Consider the following 19,459-nt stretch of genomic DNA (forward strand, 5'->3'; position numbering starts at 1 on the left):
ATGATTCCACTTTCTATTGGAGATATCGCCGCGATAACCGGCGGTAGCCTGGATGGCGTTGATGATCCCGATGAACGCGTGACCGGCTTCGTGGAGTTTGATTCGCGCAAGGTCACCACCGGCAGCTTGTTCGTAGCCCTGCCCGGTGCCCGCGTCGATGGCCATGATTTCGCAGAAAAAGCCATAAAGCAAGGCGCCGTGGCCGTGCTGGCCGCTCGGCCGGTGGGGGTACCGGCGATCATCGTCAAGCCGCAGGGCCGCGTGACCGGTGATTCCGCGAATGCGGATATTTATGCCAACGACGAGGATGGTTCCGCCGCCGCCGTGATTGGCGCATTATCCGATCTCGCGCGCGAGGTGACCTCCCGCCTCGCCGCGGAGCAGGGCTTGGATATCGTCGGCGTTACCGGCTCCGCGGGCAAGACCTCTACCAAGGATTTGCTGGCCACCATCTTCCGCGCCGAGGGCGAAACCGTCGCCCCGCCCGGCTCCTTCAATAACGAGGTGGGCCTTCCCTATACCGCCCTGCGCTGCGATGAGCATACGCGCTTCCTCGTGGCGGAGATGTCCGCACGCGGGATTGGCCATATTCGCCACTTGACCGAAATTACGGCCCCTACGGTAGGCGTGGTGCTCAACGTAGGCACCGCCCACCTGGGTGAGTTTGGCTCGCGCGAAAATATCGCTCAAGCAAAGGGCGAGCTCATTGAAGCCCTGCCCTCCGCAGCAGACGGCGGGGTAGCGGTGCTGAATGCGGACGATCCCTTCGTGGCTTCTATGGCACCGCGCACGCAGGCCAAGGTGGTATTTTATTCCGCCAATCGCCCACAAGCCGCGGATGCGCAGTACTACGCAACAGACATCGAGCTTGATGATGTCGCCCGCCCGTCCTTTACCTTCCACGCCCCCGGCGTCGCGCCAATGGACATTAAGCTGCAGGTCTTTGGCAAGCACCAGGTCTCCAACGCCCTGGCCGCGGCCGCAGCGGCCATCGAATCGGGCGTGGAACCCACGGTTGTCGCGCGGGCGCTCAGCGGGCACCAGACGAGCTCGGCGCACCGCATGGACGTGCGCACCCGCCGCGATGGCGTCACCGTCATCGATGACTCCTATAATGCCAACCCAGATTCGATGCACGCGGCGATCGCCGCCTTGGCCTATACCTCCGCGGCCCGACCGGATGCCCGCTCCATCGCGGTGCTCGGTGAGATGGGCGAGCTTGGCGGCGAGGCCGTCGAAGCCCACCGCATCCTAGGATCAGTGCTCTCGAAGTACCACGTGGATCATCTCGTCGCGGTAGGAGAAGGTGCCCATACCGTCGCCATGGTGGATGCCGCGCACGCGCACGGCATCCAGACTGAACTTTGCCCCGATATCGAGGCCGCGACCGCGGCCGTGGAAAATATCTTGCGGGTAGCCCCTGCTGGGGTGGAGGACTGGTCCGCGCGCGCGGCCAAGGACGTCGTCCTCGTGAAATCCTCGAATGCCCAGCGCCTGTGGCGCGTGGCAGAACAGCTCAATCGCCGTTAGTCCCTATCTCAAGGAGAAAGATCTCTAGCAATGACTCAGATCATTATCGCGGGCGTCGTTAGTTTCCTCGTCGCGATTTTTACCACCCCAGTTTTGGTTCGGTATTTTTCTGGCGTCGGAAAAGGCCAAGAAATCCGCGAAGACGGCCCGCAGCTCCACCTGCGCAAGCGGGGCACCCCGACGATGGGCGGACTGGCGATCCTGCTGGCTATCACCGTGGCCTACCTCATCGTGGGAATCTATGCCCGCGCGACAGGCAACGGTGGATTTAGCCCCTCTGGGCTATTGGTCTACTTCTTGACCATGGGACTCGGCGGACTAGGTTTTGCCGATGACTTCATCAAGCTGTTTAAAAAGCGCAACCTCGGTCTTAATAAAACAGCCAAGCTGGTAGGCCAACTGGCCATCGCGCTCATCTTCGGCATCCTCGCCCTACAATTCCCGGATGCCAATGGGCTGACCCCCGCCTCGACTAAGCTGTCCTTCGTCCGCGATTTCGACACCTTCGATATCGCCGTCGGCGGCGCCGTTATTGGCACGATCATCTTCTTGGTCTTTTTGTACCTGCTCATCGCTGCGTGGTCGAATGCGGTCAACCTGACCGATGGGCTGGACGGCCTCGCCGCCGGTACCACCGCCATGGTGATGGGGGCCTATACGCTCATTAGCTTCTGGCAGTTCCGCAACTCGTGCTCGATTTCCCCGGCCGCCGGCTGCTACGAGGTCCGCGATCCCTTGGATCTCGCAGTGCTCGCAGCCGCGGGCCTGGGCGGCTGCCTCGGCTTCCTGTGGTGGAATGCCGCACCGGCGAAGATCTTCATGGGCGATACCGGCTCGCTCGCGCTCGGCGGCCTCGTCGCCGGCCTTTCTGTGACCACCCGCACCGAGCTGCTGATGATCGTCATCGGCGCCATCTTCGTCATTGAAACGGTCTCCGTGGTCATCCAGATCGTCGTCTTCCGCACGACGGGCAAGCGCTTTTTCCGCATGGCGCCCATCCACCACCACTTCGAAAACGGCGGCTGGGCCGAAACCGCGGTTGTCACGCGTTTCTGGCTATTAAGCGCGATGGCCGCGATGGCGGGCATCTGCATCTTCTACGGCGATTGGCTCTCTGCAGTCAGCTTTGGAAACCTGCAATAAATCTTTGGCACTAGATATTTAAGGATTGAGGCACTCATCATGGCTGAGCTACCACCTTTTCTGCGCGGGCGCGTCCTCGTCGCAGGAGCCGGCGTCTCTGGCCGCGGGTGCGTGGCGATGCTCGCGCGCCTCGGCGTGGATACCACCGTCGCCGATTCCAACGCCGCGGCCCTAGCGAGCCTGGCGGAAGATTTCGGCGTAGCGACGGTATCAACCGACGCCCCAGCACCGGGTGAGTATGACCTAGTGGTGACCTCGCCGGGATGGCGGCCCGATTCCGCCCTCTTAGATTCCTTCCAGGCCGCCGGCGTGGAGGTCATCGGCGATGTCGAGCTGGCCTACCGACTCGACCGCACCGAGGTCTTCGGTCCACAGCGCACCTGGCTCGTTGTTACCGGCACGAACGGCAAGACCACCACCACGGGAATGCTGACCAAAATCATGCAGGCCGATACCGCCCGCAGCGGGCTGCGCGCCCAAGCCGTGGGCAATATAGGCGTCTCGCTTTTTGATGCCTTGAGCGCCACCCCGCGGGTCGACATCCTGTGCGCCGAGCTTTCGTCCTTCCAATTGCACTGGTCCAGCGAGCTTCGCCCAGATGTCGGCGTGCTGCTCAACGTGGCCGAAGACCACTTGGATTGGCACGGTTCCTTTGACGCTTATGCCCGCGCCAAGGCCAAGGCATTGCACGGCACGCGCGCCGTGGTGGGCAAGGACGATGCCGCGGCGGGCCGCTACGCCGAGGGGATCGACGGCGTGTATGGCTTTACCGCCGGCGAGCCAGCAGCCGGTGAGGTCGGCGTGAGCGCCGGGCGCTTGATATCCAGGCTGGACGGCGAGGACGCCATAGATCTCGCCTCCGCCGAGGGCATCGAGCCGGCAGGCCTTGCGGGAGTCCTCGACGCGGCGGCGGCCGCGAGCGTGGCCCATTTGGCAGGCGCCAGCCCCGACGCCATACAGGAAGGCCTGGCCGCCTACGCGGTGGCTGGTCACCGCGGCGCAGTGGTGCACGAGCACGGCGGGATTTCCTATATCGATAATTCCAAGGCCACCAACCCGCATGCCGCCGATGCCGCCTTAGAAGGCTTTGATTCGGTGGTCTGGGTCGCCGGCGGCCAGCTCAAGGGAGCGGACGTGGATGAGCTCATCGCCACCCACGCCGCGCGGTTGAAGGCGGCGGTGCTGGTGGGCATCGACAAGAGCATCATCGCCGAGGCGCTGGCCCGCCGCGCCCCGCAAACCCCGGTTGAGCTCATCGAGGCCACAGACCCACAGGTAGCGATGAACGCTGCAGTGCGCACCGCCGTGCAACACGCCGAAGCGGGCGATACCGTCCTCTTGGCACCGGCTGCGGCATCGTTGGATATGTACACCGGAATGGCCCAACGCGGCGACCTTTTTGCCGCGGCGGCGCGGGATATCGCCCGCGCGCATTAGACCTTTTTCAATCTAGGAGACTTCATGACGGCCACCTCCCCGCAGCGCCCCCGCGCAAAGAGCATGCGCGAGCGCATTCGTGATGTGCGCGAACAAGCCCGCCAGCAAGCCGGGCTAGATTATCAGCTGCTGCGCCTGATTATCTTCTCGCTCATTGGTATTGGCGTGGTCATGGTCTTTTCCTCGTCCATGGCTACGTCGCTGACAGAAGATGGTGGCGTGTGGAATCAGGCGCTGCGGCAAACCGCGATGGTTATTATCGGCTTGGGTGCATTCTGGCTCGGCCTCAAAGTTTCCCCGCACACGCTGCGCAAATTTATCCCGTGGCTATTGGCCCTTTCCATTTTGCTGCTCATCGCGGTGCTCATCCCCGGCATCGGTACCGGCCGCGAGGAGGTGGGCTCCCAGTCGTGGATCTACATTGGCCCGATTTCCCTGCAGCCCTCCGAGCTGGCGCGCATCACGGTGGGCATGTTCGGTGCCTCGGTGCTCGCGGATAAGGAACACCATTCCCTCAAGCTTTCTGACCCGTTCATGATGTACTCGCTCATCGCGGGCCTCATGTTCCTGCTCATCGTGGGGCAGGGAGACCTGGGCATGGCCTTGTCCTTTGCCCTCGTCGTGGTCTTCACCCTCTTTTTCGCTGGCGTCAACAGGCGCGTGCCCATCATCATCGGCATCCTGTGTGCGCTGGGCCTGGTCGCCGTCTTCCTCATCGGTGGCTTCCGTTCCCACCGTTTCCACACCTATTTCGATGCCCTCTTTGGCAATATCTCCGATACCCAGGGCACGGGTTTCCAGTCTTACCAGGGCTTTCTCTCGCTTGCCGATGGCGGCTTCTGGGGCGTTGGCCTCGGCCAATCCCGCGCCAAGTGGTTCTACCTGCCAGAAGCCAAGAATGACTTCATCTTCGCCATCGTGGGCGAGGAGCTCGGCCTGTGGGGCGGCGCGCTGGTGATCCTCCTCTTCGCCGCTTTGGGCTACGTGGGGCTGCGCACCGCCACCCGCGCGCAGAACCAGTACCAATCCCTGCTGGCCGCCACGTTAACCATCGGCGTGGTGACCCAGGCGTTTATCAATATCGCCTACGTCGTCGGCTTGCTGCCGGTGACCGGTATTCAGCTGCCGATGATTTCTGCGGGTGGTACGGCTGCGATTATCACGATTGGCTCGATGGGCATTTTGTGCAACGTCGCGCGCCACGAGCCGATGCAGATTTCTGCCATGCAGAACTTTGGGCGCCCGCTATTTGATCGCCTCTTTTTCATCGGTGAGCCGCAGCCGCCGACGGCGAGGAAGCAGAAAAAGCGGGGCCGGCACGCCCAGCCGCAGGAGACCCGTCCGCGGGTGCGCGACGAGCGCTACGGCCGGCCGGTGACCGGAAGTGGGCGGAGGTATCCGCGCGCCGAGCACCGCCCGAGGCGGTAGGCGCTGGTAGCCTTTAGGCTATGAATTCCACGCCATTTTCCGTCGTCCTTGCAGGTGGCGGCACTGCAGGACATATTGAGCCCGCCCTTGCCGTCGGTGAAGCTTTACGCGAGCGCTACGGCGCTCGGATTACCGCATTAGGGACCGAAAAGGGGCTGGAAAGCGATATTATTCCCGCCCGCGGCGTGGACCTGCGCCTGATTACCCCCGTGCCGATTCCCCGCAAAGTGAGCACCAACCTGGCCAAGCTGCCCGTCAAGCTCGCACGCTCTGTCCGCCAGGCGCGGAAGGTCTTAAAGGATGTGGAGGCCGATGTCGTCTTCGGCACCGGCGGATACGTCTCTGGGCCCGCCTATATAGCGGCGAAGACCTTAGGTATTCCGTTTTACGTCCTCGAGACCAATGCCTTGGCAGGCATGGCCAATAAGCTGGGCGTGAAGCTCGGCGGCATCGGCCTTAATGCCCACGCCAATTCCGGCATGGAGGGCGAAGTCATCGGCATCCCAGTGCGCCCCAGCCTGGCCGCGGCTGCCGGGGATAAGGACGGGAATACCGCTGCGGATGCCCGCACGAAGTGGGATTTAGCGCAGCTGCCCACCATCCTCATTACCGGCGGCTCCCAAGGAGCGGCCAGCATCAACGGCGCCGTAGCGGGCGCAGCGGAGGACCTCACTAAGGACTTCCAGCTCCTGCACGCCTATGGCAAGAAAAACGATCCGCCCAAGCCGTACCCCAACTACGCCGCTCTGCCGTATATCGACGACATGGCCGGCGCGCTGGCCGCAGCGGACCTGGTGGTGTGCCGCTCGGGCGCGATGACGGTGGCTGAGGTCTCTGCCGCGGGCCTTCCCGCCATCTACGTCCCGCTGCCGCACGGCAACGGCGAACAGGCTTTGAATTCGCGCGAAATGGTAGAGGCCGGCGCTGCGGTGCAGATTCCCGATGCCGAATTGGGCGCCGATCGCCTCATCGAAGAGGTCCGCGCCATTCTTGATGATCCAGAGCGCCTGAAATCCATGACGCAGGCTGCCGCCCAATCCACGGCGGGGGATGCGGCGAATATCATCGCTGACCGCATCGCCACCCGCTTGCAGGACGCAGAATTGCAGGCCGGAAAGAAGGATAAGTAAATGACCGATCCCGCACAGTACGATCTCAGCCGCGTCCACCTCATTGGCATCGGTGGTTCCGGGATGTCGGGTCTTGCCCGCATCCTCGCCGCACGCGGCGCCGTCGTTACCGGCTCCGATGTGAAGGACTCCACCCCGGTGGAGGTATTGCGTTCCATGGGCGCCAAGGTAGCCATCGGCCACGCTGCGGACAACCTCAAGCTTTCCGGCGAGCTGCCCACCACCGTCGTCACCTCCTTCGCGGCGATTCCGCAAGATAACCCGGAGCTCGTCGCCGCGCGGGAGAATAATATTCCGCTCATTCGCCGCTCGGATCTGCTCGCCGCGCTGATGGAGGGCCACACCCAGGTGCTGCTGGCGGGCACGCACGGCAAGACCTCGACGACCTCGATGGCCGTGAGCGCCATGCAGCACGCGGGCCTGGATCCCTCCTTTGCCATCGGCGGCCAGCTCAACCGCGCCGGCACCAACGCGCATGGCGGCACCGGCGAGGCCTTCGTTGCCGAGGCCGATGAGTCCGATGCCTCGCTCTTGCGCTATAGCCCCGATATCGCCGTCATCACCAACGCGGAGCCGGACCACCTTGACTATTTCCACTCCGCGGACGCCTACTTCAAGGTCTTTGCGGACTTCGCGGACCTGGTCACCCCGGATACCGGCTACCTCGTTGTGTGCGCGGAGGACGAGCACGCGGCTGAGATCGGTGAGCAGGCGCTCAGCCGCGGCATCAACGTCATCGGCTATGGCGGCGCAGAGAAGGCCCGCACCACCTCCGTTCCGCTCGCCGCGACGCTGACCGCGGAGGAGACCACCGCCGCTGGTATGGCGTGTACCGTGCAGCTGTCCCTGCCCGGCGTGGAGGAATCCGTGAGCTACCAGCTGCAGATTCCCGGCCACCACATGGTGCTCAACTCCATGGCGGCGCTAATCGCCGGCGTGCTATCGGGCGGCGATCCCAGCACCATCGCGGAGGGCCTTGCGGATTTCAGCGGCGTGCGCCGCCGCTTTGAGTACCGGGACAGCGTGGACTGGCAGGGCGGCAGCGTCCGTGTCTTCGACGATTATGCCCACCATCCCACCGAGGTCGCCGCGGTGCTGCGGGCCGCGCGCGCCAAGGTCGCTGCCGAAGGCAATGGCGGGCGCGTCATCGCCTGCTTCCAGCCGCACCTGTACTCGCGCACCATGGAATTCGACGCCGAGTTCGCGCGGGCGCTTGCGCTTGCCGATGCCGCCGTTGTACTCGACATCTACGGCGCCCGCGAGCAACCCGTGGAAGGTATTACCTCCCGCATCATCACCAATAAGATGCCGGAAGAGATGGAGGTTATCTTTGAGCCAGACTTTTCCGCAGCGGCCAAGGACGTGGTCTCCATCGCACAGCCGGGCGATATCATCTTGACCATTGGCGCCGGTTCCATCACCCTAGTGGCCGCGGAAATCCTCGATGAATTGCGGGCCCACTAGTGCGGGTGTCGAAGAAGCTCATTTTCAGCATCATTGGCGGCCTGCTCGCCCTCGTGCTGCTGGTGGGCATTGTTGTGTGGGCGGTGCCCATTTTTAAGGTAAAAAACTTTGAGGTGGAAGGCGTGCACCAGCTTGATGCCGCCCAGGTACAGGAGGCCGCAGGCGTGCCCGAGGGCGAAAACCTCTTGCAGGTGGACGCGCACGAGGCCGCTAGCGGCGTTGCGAGCCTGGACTGGGCGGATTCGGTGACGGTTTCGCGCGACCTGCCATCGACCTTGACCATTTCCGTCACGGAGCACAAGCCCGTCGCCTTCGTGAAGCGAGATGACACCACCTACCTCATCGATGACAAGGGCGAGGAATTTACCTCCGCCGAGCCGCCCGAAGGCGCGGTGGAGCTTACCGGGGACATCGACAGTGGCTCTACCGAGGCCCAAGACGCGGTATCTGCCATTGCCGCGCTTTCCGATGACGTGCGCCACCAAGTTGCCACCCTCGAAGTCACCGATTCTTATTCCTTGCAGTTCACCACCAAGGATGATCGCCGCATCTTCTGGGGAGCCAGCGATAAAAATAACGATGATAAGGCCCGCGCCTTCGCCACCGTGCTGAAGATGGAGGGGCAAGAATGGAATATTTCTAACCCCGAACTGGTCACTACCCGCGGATAGGGTAGATACCTCGGTGGAGGCCTCGATAGACCCGAAAAATTCCCTGCGCGCCGCGCCCCAAGCGTATGCGCTGCAGGGTCGTTTATTTTCTCTTTTAGGTGGTGTCAATGGTGCGGAAGTGGCGGACAAAACCGCAGGCCAGCAACCCTAAAGTGGTACTTGAGAGTCCCGACACGCGTAAAATGAGCATGAAAATTACAGGTGTGTCGTTAAAGATGGAGGGGAACGCGATTCACGCTCGTGAAGCGCATACAATCCTCGTTTAATGCACGTGCAGACTTAAAGTAGCGAAAGGTGAGACCTGCTCACATGATCTCTTCCAACAACAATCTCGCGGATATCAAGGTCGTCGGCGTCGGCGGTGGCGGCGTCAACGCCGTGAACCGCATGATCGAAGAAGGCCTGAAGGGCGTCCAATTCGTCGCCATAAACACCGACTCCCAGGCGCTGATTTTCTCCGATGCCGATACCAAGCTCGACATCGGCCGCGAGGCCACCCGCGGATTGGGCGCAGGTGCTAACCCTGAGGTGGGCAAGACCTCCGCGGAAGACCACAAGTCCGAAATCGAGGACGCCCTCCAGGGCTCCGATATGGTCTTCGTTACCGCCGGCGAGGGCGGCGGCACCGGTACAGGTGCCGCACCCGTAGTCGCTTCCATCGCGAAGAAGATGGGCGCGCTGACAGTGGGCGTTGTCACCCGCCCCTTCAAGTTCGAGGGCGCGCGCCGTACCCGCCAGGCCATGGCCGGCATCGAGGAGCTGCGCGAGGTTTGCGATACCCTCATCGTTATTCCAAATGACCGCCTGATGCAGCTCGGTGGGGAAGAGCTTTCCATCGTGGAAGCCTTCCGCGCGGCCGATGAGGTTCTGCACAATGGTGTCCAGGGTATTACCAACCTGATCACCATCCCGGGCATGATCAACGTCGACTTTGCTGACGTTCGCTCCGTCATGTCTGACGCCGGTTCCGCGCTGATGGGCATCGGCTCCGCACGGGGCGATAACCGCGCCATGACCGCCGCCGAGCAGGCCATCAACTCGCCGCTATTGGAATCCACGATGGAAGGCGCCAAGGGCGTGCTGCTTTCCATCGCCGGCGGCTCCGACCTGGGCCTGCACGAGGTCAATTCCGCGGCCTCCATGGTCGAAGAACGCGCCGATGAAGACGTCAACCTCATCTTCGGCACCATCATTGATGACACCTTGGGCGATGAAATCCGCATCACCATCATCGCCACCGGTTTCGACGCCGAGGCCAATGCCGCCCAGGCAGCATCGGGTAAGCGCGCCTCCGAGCAGCGCAAGCCCGGCTCGCTCTTTGATAACCGCGACCGCGAGTCCGGAAACTCCGCCACCCCGGCGCCCGCGCAGCCCGCCGCCGATGACTACGCACCGCGCCACTCCTATGAGCCGCGCGCCGGCCAGGGTGGCGTGGAGGATCGCCGCGCTGATGAGCGCCGCGTAGACGATCGTCGTTACGATGACCGTCGCGTGGAAGAACGCCGCCCCGAGGAGCGCCGCAGTGAGTCTGGCGGCCTGTTCACCAACTCCGATCGCTTCCGCGAGGAGCGTCGCGAAGACTACCGCCTGTCCCGGCCAAGCCAGCGCCGCGATGATGATGGCGACGACGATCTCGATGTGCCGTCCTTCATGCGCTAAGCGCAAACCGCTACGCTGGTGTGCATGCCAGTAAACGAGGAACATCGCACCAGCCGCCCCGTCCGCATGGTTTTTACCAGCCGTGCAGGCGGGGCGTCTGCATATCCCTATGAGTCTTTTAATCTTGGCGGCCACGTCGGCGACGATCCCGCCAACGTGGCGGCTAACCGCGAGCGCCTCTTGCGCGTTACCGGGCTCGAGAACATCGTGTGGATGGAACAGCTGCACACCAATACGGTCACCGTCATCGATGGCCCGCAAGAGTCCCCGGTGCCAGCAACAGATGCGATTGTGACCACGCAGCGCCGGCTTGGCCTTGGTGTTCTCGTCGCGGATTGCACGCCCGTGCTGCTTGTCGATGTCCCCGCCGGCGTCATCGCCGCCATCCACGCCGGCCGGCTCGGTGCCCGCAACGGCATCGTGGTCAATACCGTGCGCGAGATGCAGAAACTTGGCGCCCAACCGGAGAGAATCCAGGCGGTCATGGGGCCTGCCGCATCCGGGAAAAACTACGAGGTGCCGGAAGACATGGCCAACGATGTCGAACGGCGCCTTCCCGGTTCGAAATGTAGGACCGAAAAGGGGACGTGGGGCATCGACGTGCGCGCGGGGCTTATCCGCCAATTGATGGGCCTGGGTATTACTAATATCGATTCGGATCCGCGCTGCACCATTGAGGACACGGATTTCTTTTCTTATCGCCGCGAAGGAACCACGGGCCGCCAGGCCGGTGTGATTTGGTTGGAGGCTAATCATGAGTAACCGGAAACAAGAACTGGCAGATAATCTCGCCGCAACGAGGGAACACATCAGCGCCATTGCAGCTGAGCATGACCGACCGGCACCGCAGCTATTGGTCGTGACCAAATTCCATCCCGCAGAGGATATTGCCCTTCTAGCGGAGCTCGGGGTAGAGGATGTGGCGGAAAACCGCGAGCAAGAAGCCCGGGCAAAGGCGCAGGAGCTAGACCAGCTGCGCTTCCACATGATTGGCCAGATTCAAACCAAGAAGGCCAACCACGTCGCGCGGTGGGCCGCCAGCGTGCATTCGGTGGATTCGGTGAAGCTGGCCAATGCGCTGGACCGCGGCGTGAGCCTCGCACACGAGCGCGGCGAGCGAGACACTAACCTTCCGGTCTTTATCCAGGTTTCTGCCGATGGCGATACCTCCCGCGGGGGAGTAATCCGCGAGGAATTGGATGAGGTGATCGAGTCCGTCGAGGCGGCGGAGCACCTAGAATTCGCCGGGCTCATGGTGGTTCCTCCTCTCGATGCCGATGCGCGGGAAGTATTTTCCACGGTGCGCGCAGACGTGGATCGCCTGTCCGAACGCCTTGGCCGGCAGCTCAAACTATCGGCCGGGATGAGTGCAGATATGGATGCGGCGATTGCTGCGGGCACCGATATTGTGCGTGTCGGAACCAGCATCATGGGAAAGCGCCCAGTAGGTTAAAAATATCGCAAAAGCGCATTTCACAGCGTAAATCACATGAGTCACATCATTCACATTTGCGCGCTTGAACTTGAACAAATTTAGGTCAGAGGGAGACCCAAAAATGTCATTCATTGATAGGACGAAGAATTTCTTCGGGCTTGGTCCGATGGATTTCGAAGAAGACGACGCCTACTACAACGACGAGCCGCGCTACGCGGGCAACGGAGCTGCCACTTCTGCGGCCTACGCCCCGCGCCGCGCCCCGCAGGCCTATGAGCCGGCCCCAGCGCCAGCGCCCGTCGAGGAAAAGTTCGTTCCGACTATCGTGGCAATCTCCCTGACCTCGTTCAACGATGCCGCCAAGGTGGGCGAGCCCTTCCGCGATGGCGATGCAGTGGTCTTTGAGCTTACCGATGCCGAGCGCGGCACCGCCAAGCGCTTCATCGACTTCGCCGCAGGCCTCTGCTTCGGCTTGGAAGGCCGCATGCTCAACCTGTCGAAGGGCATGGACACCCAGCGCAAGGTATTCGCCGTCGTGCCGAAGTCCGCTGATATCGCTAAACCTGAACTGGAGCGCGCCGCCGGTCTGCGCTAGGAGCGCGGGCTAGGCACGACGACGCACATCCCATTAACCCCCGTACGGCGCGCAATGCGCATGTGCGGGGGACTATTCGATAGGCTGAGTAATCGTGACTGACATTGGAATTATCCTCATCTTTCTGGTGAGGGTTTATACATGGGTACTGATCGCCCGGATTATTATCGAGATGATCCAATCCTTCTCGCGGCAATTCAATCCCCCGCGCTGGTTCATGATCATCGCTGAACCCCTTTTCGCCATCACGGACCCACCGGTCAAAGCGCTGCGCCGGGTTATTCCGCCGCTGCAGATGGGTGGAATCGCCCTGGATGTTTCCGTCCTGGTGCTATTTTTCATCCTGTCGTTCCTGACGATTTTCCTGCAAGCTATTTTCTTGTAGGACAACCCCGCATCACCCCGTAACCTGTGGTAGACATTGAGAGTCAGCGTTACGTCCATTATTGTGGACTTTCGGTTACAATAAAATGCGATAACCCGTATCATGAACCACATATAACTTTGTGGGGAAGGTTTAGATAAACTGGAACCGCAGCTCCTAAGGCCCTGGAACCTCCGGGGTTGTATCAACTCGAAGGGGAAGACAAGTCATGCCACTGTCACCAGCTGATGTACACAACGTCGCGTTCAGCAAGCCGCCGATTGGCAAGCGTGGCTACAACGAGGATGAGGTAGATCAGTTCCTCGACCTCGTTGAGGATGCCCTTGCCCAATTGCAGGATGAAAATGAAGACCTGCAGGCGCAGGTGAGCGATCTTAGCTCTGGGGCCAAGGCCAGCGGAGCAGGGGTTGGTGCCGCAGCTGCCGCAACCTCTGGCGCAGATGAACAAGCTCTGCGCAAGGAGATTGAGGCTAAGCTGCGTGCTGAGTATGAAACCAAGTTGGCAGATTCCAAGTCCGAGGTTTCTCGCGCCAAGGAAGAAACCAAGAAGGCCCAGGAGCAGGTCAAGGCCGCTCAGGCCGAGGCTGCAAAGGCCAAGGAAAGCGGTGCCGATGCCCCCGCGGCCGGCGCCACCGCCGCCGCTAATACCGCCGAGCTTAAGGCAGCTCGCGACGAGGCCGCGAAGGCTAAGAAGGAAGCTGAAGAGGCTCGCGCAGAGGCTAAGCAGGCCAAGGAGAAGCTGGAGTCTTCCCAGCGCGAGAATGAGAGCCTGAAGAAGTCCGCTTCTGCCGCTGGCTCCTCGAACTCGACCGCCTCCACCGCCGCAGCGGCCGCCGCAGGTGCTGGTACAGCACAGGGCGCAGACGGCCTGGCTACCCCTGATACCCACATGCAGGCAGCGCGTGTGTTGGGCTTGGCCCAGGAGATGGCGGATCGCCTGACCTCTGAGGCTCGCGCCGAGTCTGAGTCCATGCTGTCCGAGGCCCGCACGGCCGCAGAAAAGCAGCTTTCTGATGCCGACTCTCGTTCTAAGGCACAGCTTGCCGAGGCGCAGAAGAAGTACGACGCTCAGGTGCAGGATGCAGAAACCCGCTCCAAGAAGCTGGTTTCTGAGGCAGAGTCCAAGGCTCAGCAGACCGAGTCCGATGCTTCCTCCCGCGCCGAGGCACAGATTCGCCAGGCAGAGGAGAAGGCCGCATCGCTGCAGGCCGATGCCGAGAAGAAGCACACCGAAGTGATGAACACGGTCAAGCAGCAGCAGACCGCTTTGGAGGCACGCATCTCCGAGCTGCGCACCTTCGAGCGCGAGTACCGCACCCGCTTGAAGACCCTCCTCGAGTCCCAGCTGGAAGAGCTCGAGACCCGCGGAACCGCCGCACCAAACGGCGATGCCGGCAAGAACTAAGTAGCCGGTTGGCAGTAACTAAGCCAAAATAGTTACCCGTAGCGCCCACGCCTCTAGGGGAGTGGGCGCTATTGTGGTTTTATCCACCTCGCTATGATTGTTCCCATAGCTACTTTTAACCCCTCTGAGAGGAACTGACATGCTCGTCGCTGCCCTTGTCCTTGCCCTTGTGGCCTTCGTGGCTTTGGTGACGTATGTCTTAAATACCGCCGATTGGGCGTTGTACCTCGTCTTTATCGCAGCGGGCTCCGGCATCGTGTTGTTTATTATCGATTGGGCGCGCAAGTACCGTGCGGATAATAATGCCCTTGAAGAAGACTTGTCCCAAGGCTGGAAGCAGAACTAGGGCTCCTCATTGCTCAAATCTGTCTAGGGCCGCTTAGTTTCGGTGTGGTTTGGTTGATTCGGTCGAAGTGAGCGGCCAGAAAGAATCTCCATGCATTTACGGCATGCCAAAGTAGGCGCACGCCTGCGCCTTAACTGGCTGGGGGCCAAGCGCCGTTTCCAGGCGCCCTAAACGCACCACCCGTGATCATTCGCAACATCTGAGGATTAAAGGATCGCGGTTTCCTCGGATCCGGCCTCGGACTCCCCTTTGGTTTCCCTGGCGGGTCCCAGCCGGAATTCCAGGCGGGAAGCCGTCACGAGGTCCCGGATAACTTCTGTCTAATCCGGGGGTTCCCACCGGATGGTCCCATTCCTGCGGACGAGGTGTCCGCGCAGTGGTGGGGCATTGGGGTCATCGTCGTTGACCCCGTTGTGGTAGGCGCAGGCTGTGGATAAGTTACCTATGTTGGTCAATCCACCGTGCAACCACGGCTCCATATGATGAATCTGACATTCGTCAGCGGGCTTATTGCACCGCGGCCACGGGCAGATTGGGTTTTCTGCCGCGGCCATCAGGCGTTGTTTCGCATTGGCGAAGCGCTCCGTGCGGTACAGGTTCACCGCTCCCTCATAGGGACTAATGAGGGTAATCAGCCCGCGTTCCTTCAGCGCGCGCTCGAGGTACTCGGCGCCGGTAAGAGTAGCGCCATTGGTCATTTGGAGCTGGATTTCCTCGCCATCGCCGTTGATGATGCGCACGTAGTCATCCAGGTTGACCAGGACGTTGGTCATCACCGTGGTCTTTACGGCGGAGCCGCCGCCGAAAAAGGTCTGTTCCACCGCCTCTAGCGGTTTCTTGTCGCTCTCTTTTAGCGCGGCATGAAGATCCGCAATAAGCGAGGAACGCGCATCGATGGCCAGGGTCCACGGCGCGTTCTTGCGGCGAATGATGCGCACCCCAGGCTTAACCTTCTTCTTTTTCGCAGGTAGCTTAGATTTTGCCAGTTTTTCTAGGTCCCCGGTGCTTGCGTTGGTGGTGCAGAGCTGCTCGCGGAGAAGCCAGGCATCGAAAAGCGTGGGCATCTTGCGGGCATACTTTTCGATGATGGACAACGCCACAATGGAATGGCCATTGCGCCGGGCACCGTCCATGGCGCGCCGGCGCCGGCCGGTGAATTTGGTGTTTCCGCAATAAGCCTCTTTGAGCAGGATAAGCTCCCGTGCCGTGTGCTCCGGCGCACCATGCGCCCGCAGATCGTCCTCAGACAGGCCAGCGCACCCGGCGACGATATCCATCCCCGGGGTCATAGCTGCTAAGTAATTCTCGAGCGCGGTCATGCTTCATAATCTATGGCCGCGCGCAACCGCGTACAACAGGAAAATTTCTACCTGTGGATAACTTTTGTGCACAGCGTTCGTGTGGCGCTATACTGGCGGGCACAAGCGATGATCCGGCCATCACCGGGGGAGCAATTCAGAAGAACGGCCATAAGGCTCAGTAGAACTGAACGGGTGGGACCGTTATCTCCTTCACCGAAACGAAGCGGAGCTTTTAGCTCAAGCAGGGTGGTACCGCGAGCCATTGGCCCGTCCCTGCATCAAGTTATAGCGTGAAGGAAGATAATGGTGAAAAAGATTTACCCCAAGGTCGATATGACCGGCGGCTCGAGCCGTTTCCCGGATATGGAAGAAGAAGTCCAGAAGTACTGGAAGCAGGACGATACGTTCCAGGCTTCTTTGGAAAAGACCAAGGACTGCCCCGAATACATCTTTTATGACGGCCCTCCCTTTGCCAATGGCCTGCCGCACTACGGCCACCTGCTGACCGGTTACGTTAAGGACATCGTGCCGCGTTACCGCACGATGGCCGGAAATTACGTCCCCCGCGTCTTTGGCTGGGATACCCACGGCTTGCCCGCGGAGCTGGAAGCGGAAAAGCAGCTCGGGATCACCGATAAAGCCCAGATCGAGGACATGGGCCTGGACAAGTTCAACGAGTACTGCGCTAAGTCGGTGCTGGAATACACCGATGAGTGGGAAGATTACGTCAACCGCCAGGCGCGCTGGGTGGACTTTGATAATGGCTACAAGACCATGGATATCAACTTCATGGAATCGGTCATGTGGGCCTTCAAGGAGCTGTATGACAAGGGCCTGATCTACAAGGGTTTCCGCGTTTTGCCGTATTCCTGGGCGGAGCACACCTCCTTGTCCAACCAGGAAACGCGCTTGGATGATTCCTATAAGATGCGCCAGGACCCTACATTGACGGTGACCTTCCCAGTCGCGGGCGCTCGCGAGGGTACCGCGGCGGAGAAGATGCTGGCGGATTACCCCGCGCTTGCCGATGCCTCCTTCCTCGCCTGGACCACCACCCCCTGGACCCTGCCGTCCAACGAGGCGCTGGCGGTTCACCCGGAGGTCTCCTATGCACTGTTTAAGGCCACCGACGGCGAATTCGCCGGCCGCACGTTCATCATGGCTGAAAACCTGCTGGGTACCCTGGAAAAGGAGCTGGGTGAGGCGGAGGTGCTGGGCACCTTCACCGGCGCGCAGCTTGAGGGCTTTAAGTACGAGCCGATCTTCGGATTTTTCCCAGACCTGCGCAATGCCTACCAGGTACTGTTGGCGGACTACGTCACCACCGAAGACGGTACGGGTGTTGTCCACCAGTCGCCCGCCTTTGGTGAAGACGATATGAATACCACCAACGAGTACGACATCGAGTTGATGGTCCCAGTGGATGAGGACGGTAAGTTCACCTCCCAGGTGCCGCCGTACGAGGGTCAGCTGGTCTTCGATGCGAATAAGTCCATCATCAAGGACCTCAAGGCCGCTGGGCGAGTGGTGCGCCACGTCACCATCGAGCACTCCTACCCGCACTCTTGGCGCTCGGGCGAGCCGCTTATCTACATGGCGCTGCCCGCATGGTTTGTGAAGGTCACCGAATTCCGCGATCGCATGGTGGAGCTTAACCACAACGAGATCGAGTGGCTGCCGGAGCACATCCGCGATGGCCAATTTGGCAAGTGGCTGGAAGGCGCCCGCGACTGGAATATCTCCCGCACCCGCTACTGGGGCGCGCCCATCCCGGTGTGGATGTCCGATAATGACGAGTACCCGCGCATGGACGTCTACGGTTCTTTGGATGAGCTGGAGAGGGACTTCGGCAAGCGCCCGGAGTCGCTGCACCGCCCGCACATCGATGAGCTGACCCGCCCCAATCCGGATGATCCAACCGGCAAGTCCACGATGCGCCGCGTGCCGGACGTGCTGGACTGCTGGTTCGAGTCCGGCTCCATGCCGTTTGCGCAAAAGCACTACCCGTTTGAAAACAAGGAGTGGTTTGAAACCCACTCGCCGGCGGACTTCATCGTGGAGTACTCCGGGCAAACCCGCGGCTGGTTCTACCTGCTGCACGTGCTGTCTACCGCGCTCTTTGACCGCCCGGCGTTCAAGAAGGTCGTGGCCCACGGCATCGTCTTGGGCAATGACGGGCTCAAGATGTCCAAGTCCAAGGGCAACTACCCGGACGTCAACGAGGTCTTTGACCGCGATGGTTCCGATGCCATGCGTTGGTTCCTGATGTCCTCGCCCATCCTGCGCGGCGGCAACCTTATCGTCACTGAGCAGGGTATCCGCGAGGGCGTGCGCCAGGCGCTGCTTCCCATCTGGAATGCGTATACCTTCCTGCAGCTCTACGCCGAGCAGGAAGCTAAGTTCGATACGAGCTCCACGCACGTGCTCGACCGCTACATCCTGGCCAAGACCCACGATCTTGTGGCCAACGTCGATGCCGCGCTGGCGGGGACCGATATTGCTACCGCCACCGAAGAGGTCCGCCTTTTCGCCGACGTGCTGACCAACTGGTACGTCCGCCGCTCCCGCGATCGCTTCTGGGGCGGCGAGGATGCCAACCCGGAGGCCTTCAATACCCTCTACACCGTGTTGGAGACCACCACGCGCGTGGTTGCCTCGCTGCTTCCGCACGTCGCCGAGGTCATCTACCGCGGCCTGACCGGTGAGCGCTCCGTCCACCTGGCGGACTTCCCGAAGGCCGAGGACTACCCCGCGGATGCGGACCTGGTGTCTGCCATGGACGCCACTCGCGCGGTGGCATCGGCTGCGTCCTCGGTGCGCAAGGCCAATAAGCTACGCAACCGCCTGCCGCTGCCAAAGCTCACCGTTGCCTTCGCGGGCTCGCAGAGCCTGGCGGACTTCGCGGACATCATCCGCGACGAGGTCAACGTCAAAGAGGTTGAGCTTACTGACGATGTCGATTCCGTCGGCACCTTCCAGGTGGTTTGCAACGCCAAGGTTGCCGGCCCGCGCTTGGGTAAGGATGTCCAGCGCGCCATCAAGAACCTCAAGGCGGGCAACTACGAGCGCCGCGGCGATGAGGTCGTGGTTGACTGGGACATCGTCTTGAGCCCTGAGGAATACACCGAGCGCTTGCAGGCGGCGAACCCGGACTCCACGGCCCGCATCGAGGGCCTGGATGGCCTCGTCGTCCTGGATACCGAGGTCACCGAAGAGCTCGAGGCCGAAGGCTGGGCCGCCGATGTTATCCGCGGCCTGCAGGATGCCCGCAAGAACTCCGGTTTCGACGTATCTGACCGTATCTCCGTGGTTCTTGCCGTGTCCGAAGAAAAGAAGGAGTGGGCGCAGCGTCACGCTGACACCATCGCTGGCGAGGTGCTGGCTACGGAGTTCTCCGTGGTCACCGAGCAGCTTGCCGATGCCCACGATATCCTCACCGGAGTCACCGCCACCGTAGCCAAGAACTAAGAGCACACAGGCTAAACGTTAAGCGGCCCGGCCGGATGCTATCTACAGCGTTCGACTGGGCC

16 protein-coding genes are annotated in these 19,459 nt (G+C 61.4%); 15 read left to right on the top strand and 1 reads right to left on the bottom strand.

Translation table 11 applies throughout. The annotated features are described in order from the left end of the window. The 14 genes from ABRP87_RS01815 (at position 1) to ABRP87_RS01880 (ending at position 14,628) form a co-directional block, all read left to right on the top strand. A complete protein-coding gene (locus ABRP87_RS01815; protein WP_349867361.1) occupies positions 1 to 1,530 on the top strand; it encodes a UDP-N-acetylmuramoyl-tripeptide--D-alanyl-D-alanine ligase in 1,530 nt (509 codons plus the stop codon). 30 nt (positions 1,531 to 1,560) lie between these two features. Then, a complete protein-coding gene (gene mraY / locus ABRP87_RS01820; RefSeq protein ID WP_349867363.1) occupies positions 1,561 to 2,673 on the top strand; it encodes a phospho-N-acetylmuramoyl-pentapeptide-transferase in 1,113 nt (370 codons plus the stop codon). 39 nt (positions 2,674 to 2,712) lie between these two features. Further along, positions 2,713 to 4,110, top strand: a complete 1,398-nt coding sequence (gene murD, locus ABRP87_RS01825) for a UDP-N-acetylmuramoyl-L-alanine--D-glutamate ligase (RefSeq protein ID WP_349867365.1) — start codon at positions 2,713 to 2,715, stop codon at positions 4,108 to 4,110. Between the two features lie 24 nt (positions 4,111 to 4,134). Beyond that, positions 4,135 to 5,538, top strand: a complete 1,404-nt coding sequence (locus tag ABRP87_RS01830) for an FtsW/RodA/SpoVE family cell cycle protein (protein ID WP_349867367.1) — start codon at positions 4,135 to 4,137, stop codon at positions 5,536 to 5,538. Positions 5,539 to 5,558: 20 nt separating this feature from the next. Beyond that, complete coding sequence (gene murG / locus ABRP87_RS01835) at positions 5,559 to 6,668, top strand: undecaprenyldiphospho-muramoylpentapeptide beta-N-acetylglucosaminyltransferase (RefSeq protein WP_349867369.1); 1,110 nt, start codon at positions 5,559 to 5,561, stop codon at positions 6,666 to 6,668. Next, entirely contained in the window at positions 6,669 to 8,132 is a 1,464-nt protein-coding gene (gene murC / locus ABRP87_RS01840) for a UDP-N-acetylmuramate--L-alanine ligase (RefSeq protein ID WP_349867371.1), read from the top strand. It abuts the gene before it with no gap. Then, the gene (locus ABRP87_RS01845) at positions 8,132 to 8,803 is read left to right on the top strand and encodes a cell division protein FtsQ/DivIB (protein WP_349867373.1); all 672 of its coding nucleotides are present in this window, start codon (positions 8,132 to 8,134) and stop codon (positions 8,801 to 8,803) included. The genes murC and ABRP87_RS01845 overlap by 1 nt, the downstream gene beginning before the upstream one ends. Before the next feature lie 309 nt (positions 8,804 to 9,112). Next, positions 9,113 to 10,462, top strand: coding sequence for a cell division protein FtsZ (gene ftsZ / locus ABRP87_RS01850; RefSeq protein WP_349863489.1), 1,350 nt, complete (start codon positions 9,113 to 9,115; stop codon positions 10,460 to 10,462). Between the two features lie 24 nt (positions 10,463 to 10,486). Continuing rightward, entirely contained in the window at positions 10,487 to 11,224 is a 738-nt protein-coding gene (gene pgeF, locus ABRP87_RS01855) for a peptidoglycan editing factor PgeF (protein WP_023023065.1), read from the top strand. Then, positions 11,217 to 11,915, top strand: a complete 699-nt coding sequence (locus ABRP87_RS01860) for a YggS family pyridoxal phosphate-dependent enzyme (RefSeq protein WP_349867375.1) — start codon at positions 11,217 to 11,219, stop codon at positions 11,913 to 11,915. Before pgeF ends, ABRP87_RS01860 begins: the two co-directional genes overlap by 8 nt. A gap of 103 nt (positions 11,916 to 12,018) precedes the next feature. Then, positions 12,019 to 12,492, top strand: coding sequence for a cell division protein SepF (locus ABRP87_RS01865; RefSeq protein WP_005283848.1), 474 nt, complete (start codon positions 12,019 to 12,021; stop codon positions 12,490 to 12,492). Positions 12,493 to 12,586: 94 nt separating this feature from the next. After that, positions 12,587 to 12,877, top strand: a complete 291-nt coding sequence (locus ABRP87_RS01870; protein WP_349852680.1) for a YggT family protein — start codon at positions 12,587 to 12,589, stop codon at positions 12,875 to 12,877. Between the two features lie 208 nt (positions 12,878 to 13,085). Next, positions 13,086 to 14,282, top strand: coding sequence for a DivIVA domain-containing protein (locus ABRP87_RS01875; RefSeq protein WP_349867377.1), 1,197 nt, complete (start codon positions 13,086 to 13,088; stop codon positions 14,280 to 14,282). 139 nt (positions 14,283 to 14,421) lie between these two features. Further along, a complete protein-coding gene (locus ABRP87_RS01880; RefSeq protein ID WP_284609075.1) occupies positions 14,422 to 14,628 on the top strand; it encodes a zinc-binding dehydrogenase in 207 nt (68 codons plus the stop codon). 320 nt (positions 14,629 to 14,948) lie between these two features. On the opposite strand, the gene ABRP87_RS01885 is transcribed toward ABRP87_RS01880, so the two are convergent. Then, a complete protein-coding gene (locus tag ABRP87_RS01885; RefSeq protein WP_349867379.1) occupies positions 14,949 to 15,947 on the bottom strand; it encodes an HNH endonuclease signature motif containing protein in 999 nt (332 codons plus the stop codon). A gap of 285 nt (positions 15,948 to 16,232) precedes the next feature. On the opposite strand from ABRP87_RS01885, the gene ileS reads away from it, so the two are divergent. Next, the gene (gene ileS / locus ABRP87_RS01890) at positions 16,233 to 19,397 is read left to right on the top strand and encodes an isoleucine--tRNA ligase (protein ID WP_349867381.1); all 3,165 of its coding nucleotides are present in this window, start codon (positions 16,233 to 16,235) and stop codon (positions 19,395 to 19,397) included. The last annotated feature ends 62 nt before the right edge of the window (positions 19,398 to 19,459 follow it).

It is taken from the genome of Corynebacterium sp. KPL2830 (assembly GCF_040225635.1).
Lineage (GTDB): Bacteria > Actinomycetota > Actinomycetes > Mycobacteriales > Mycobacteriaceae > Corynebacterium.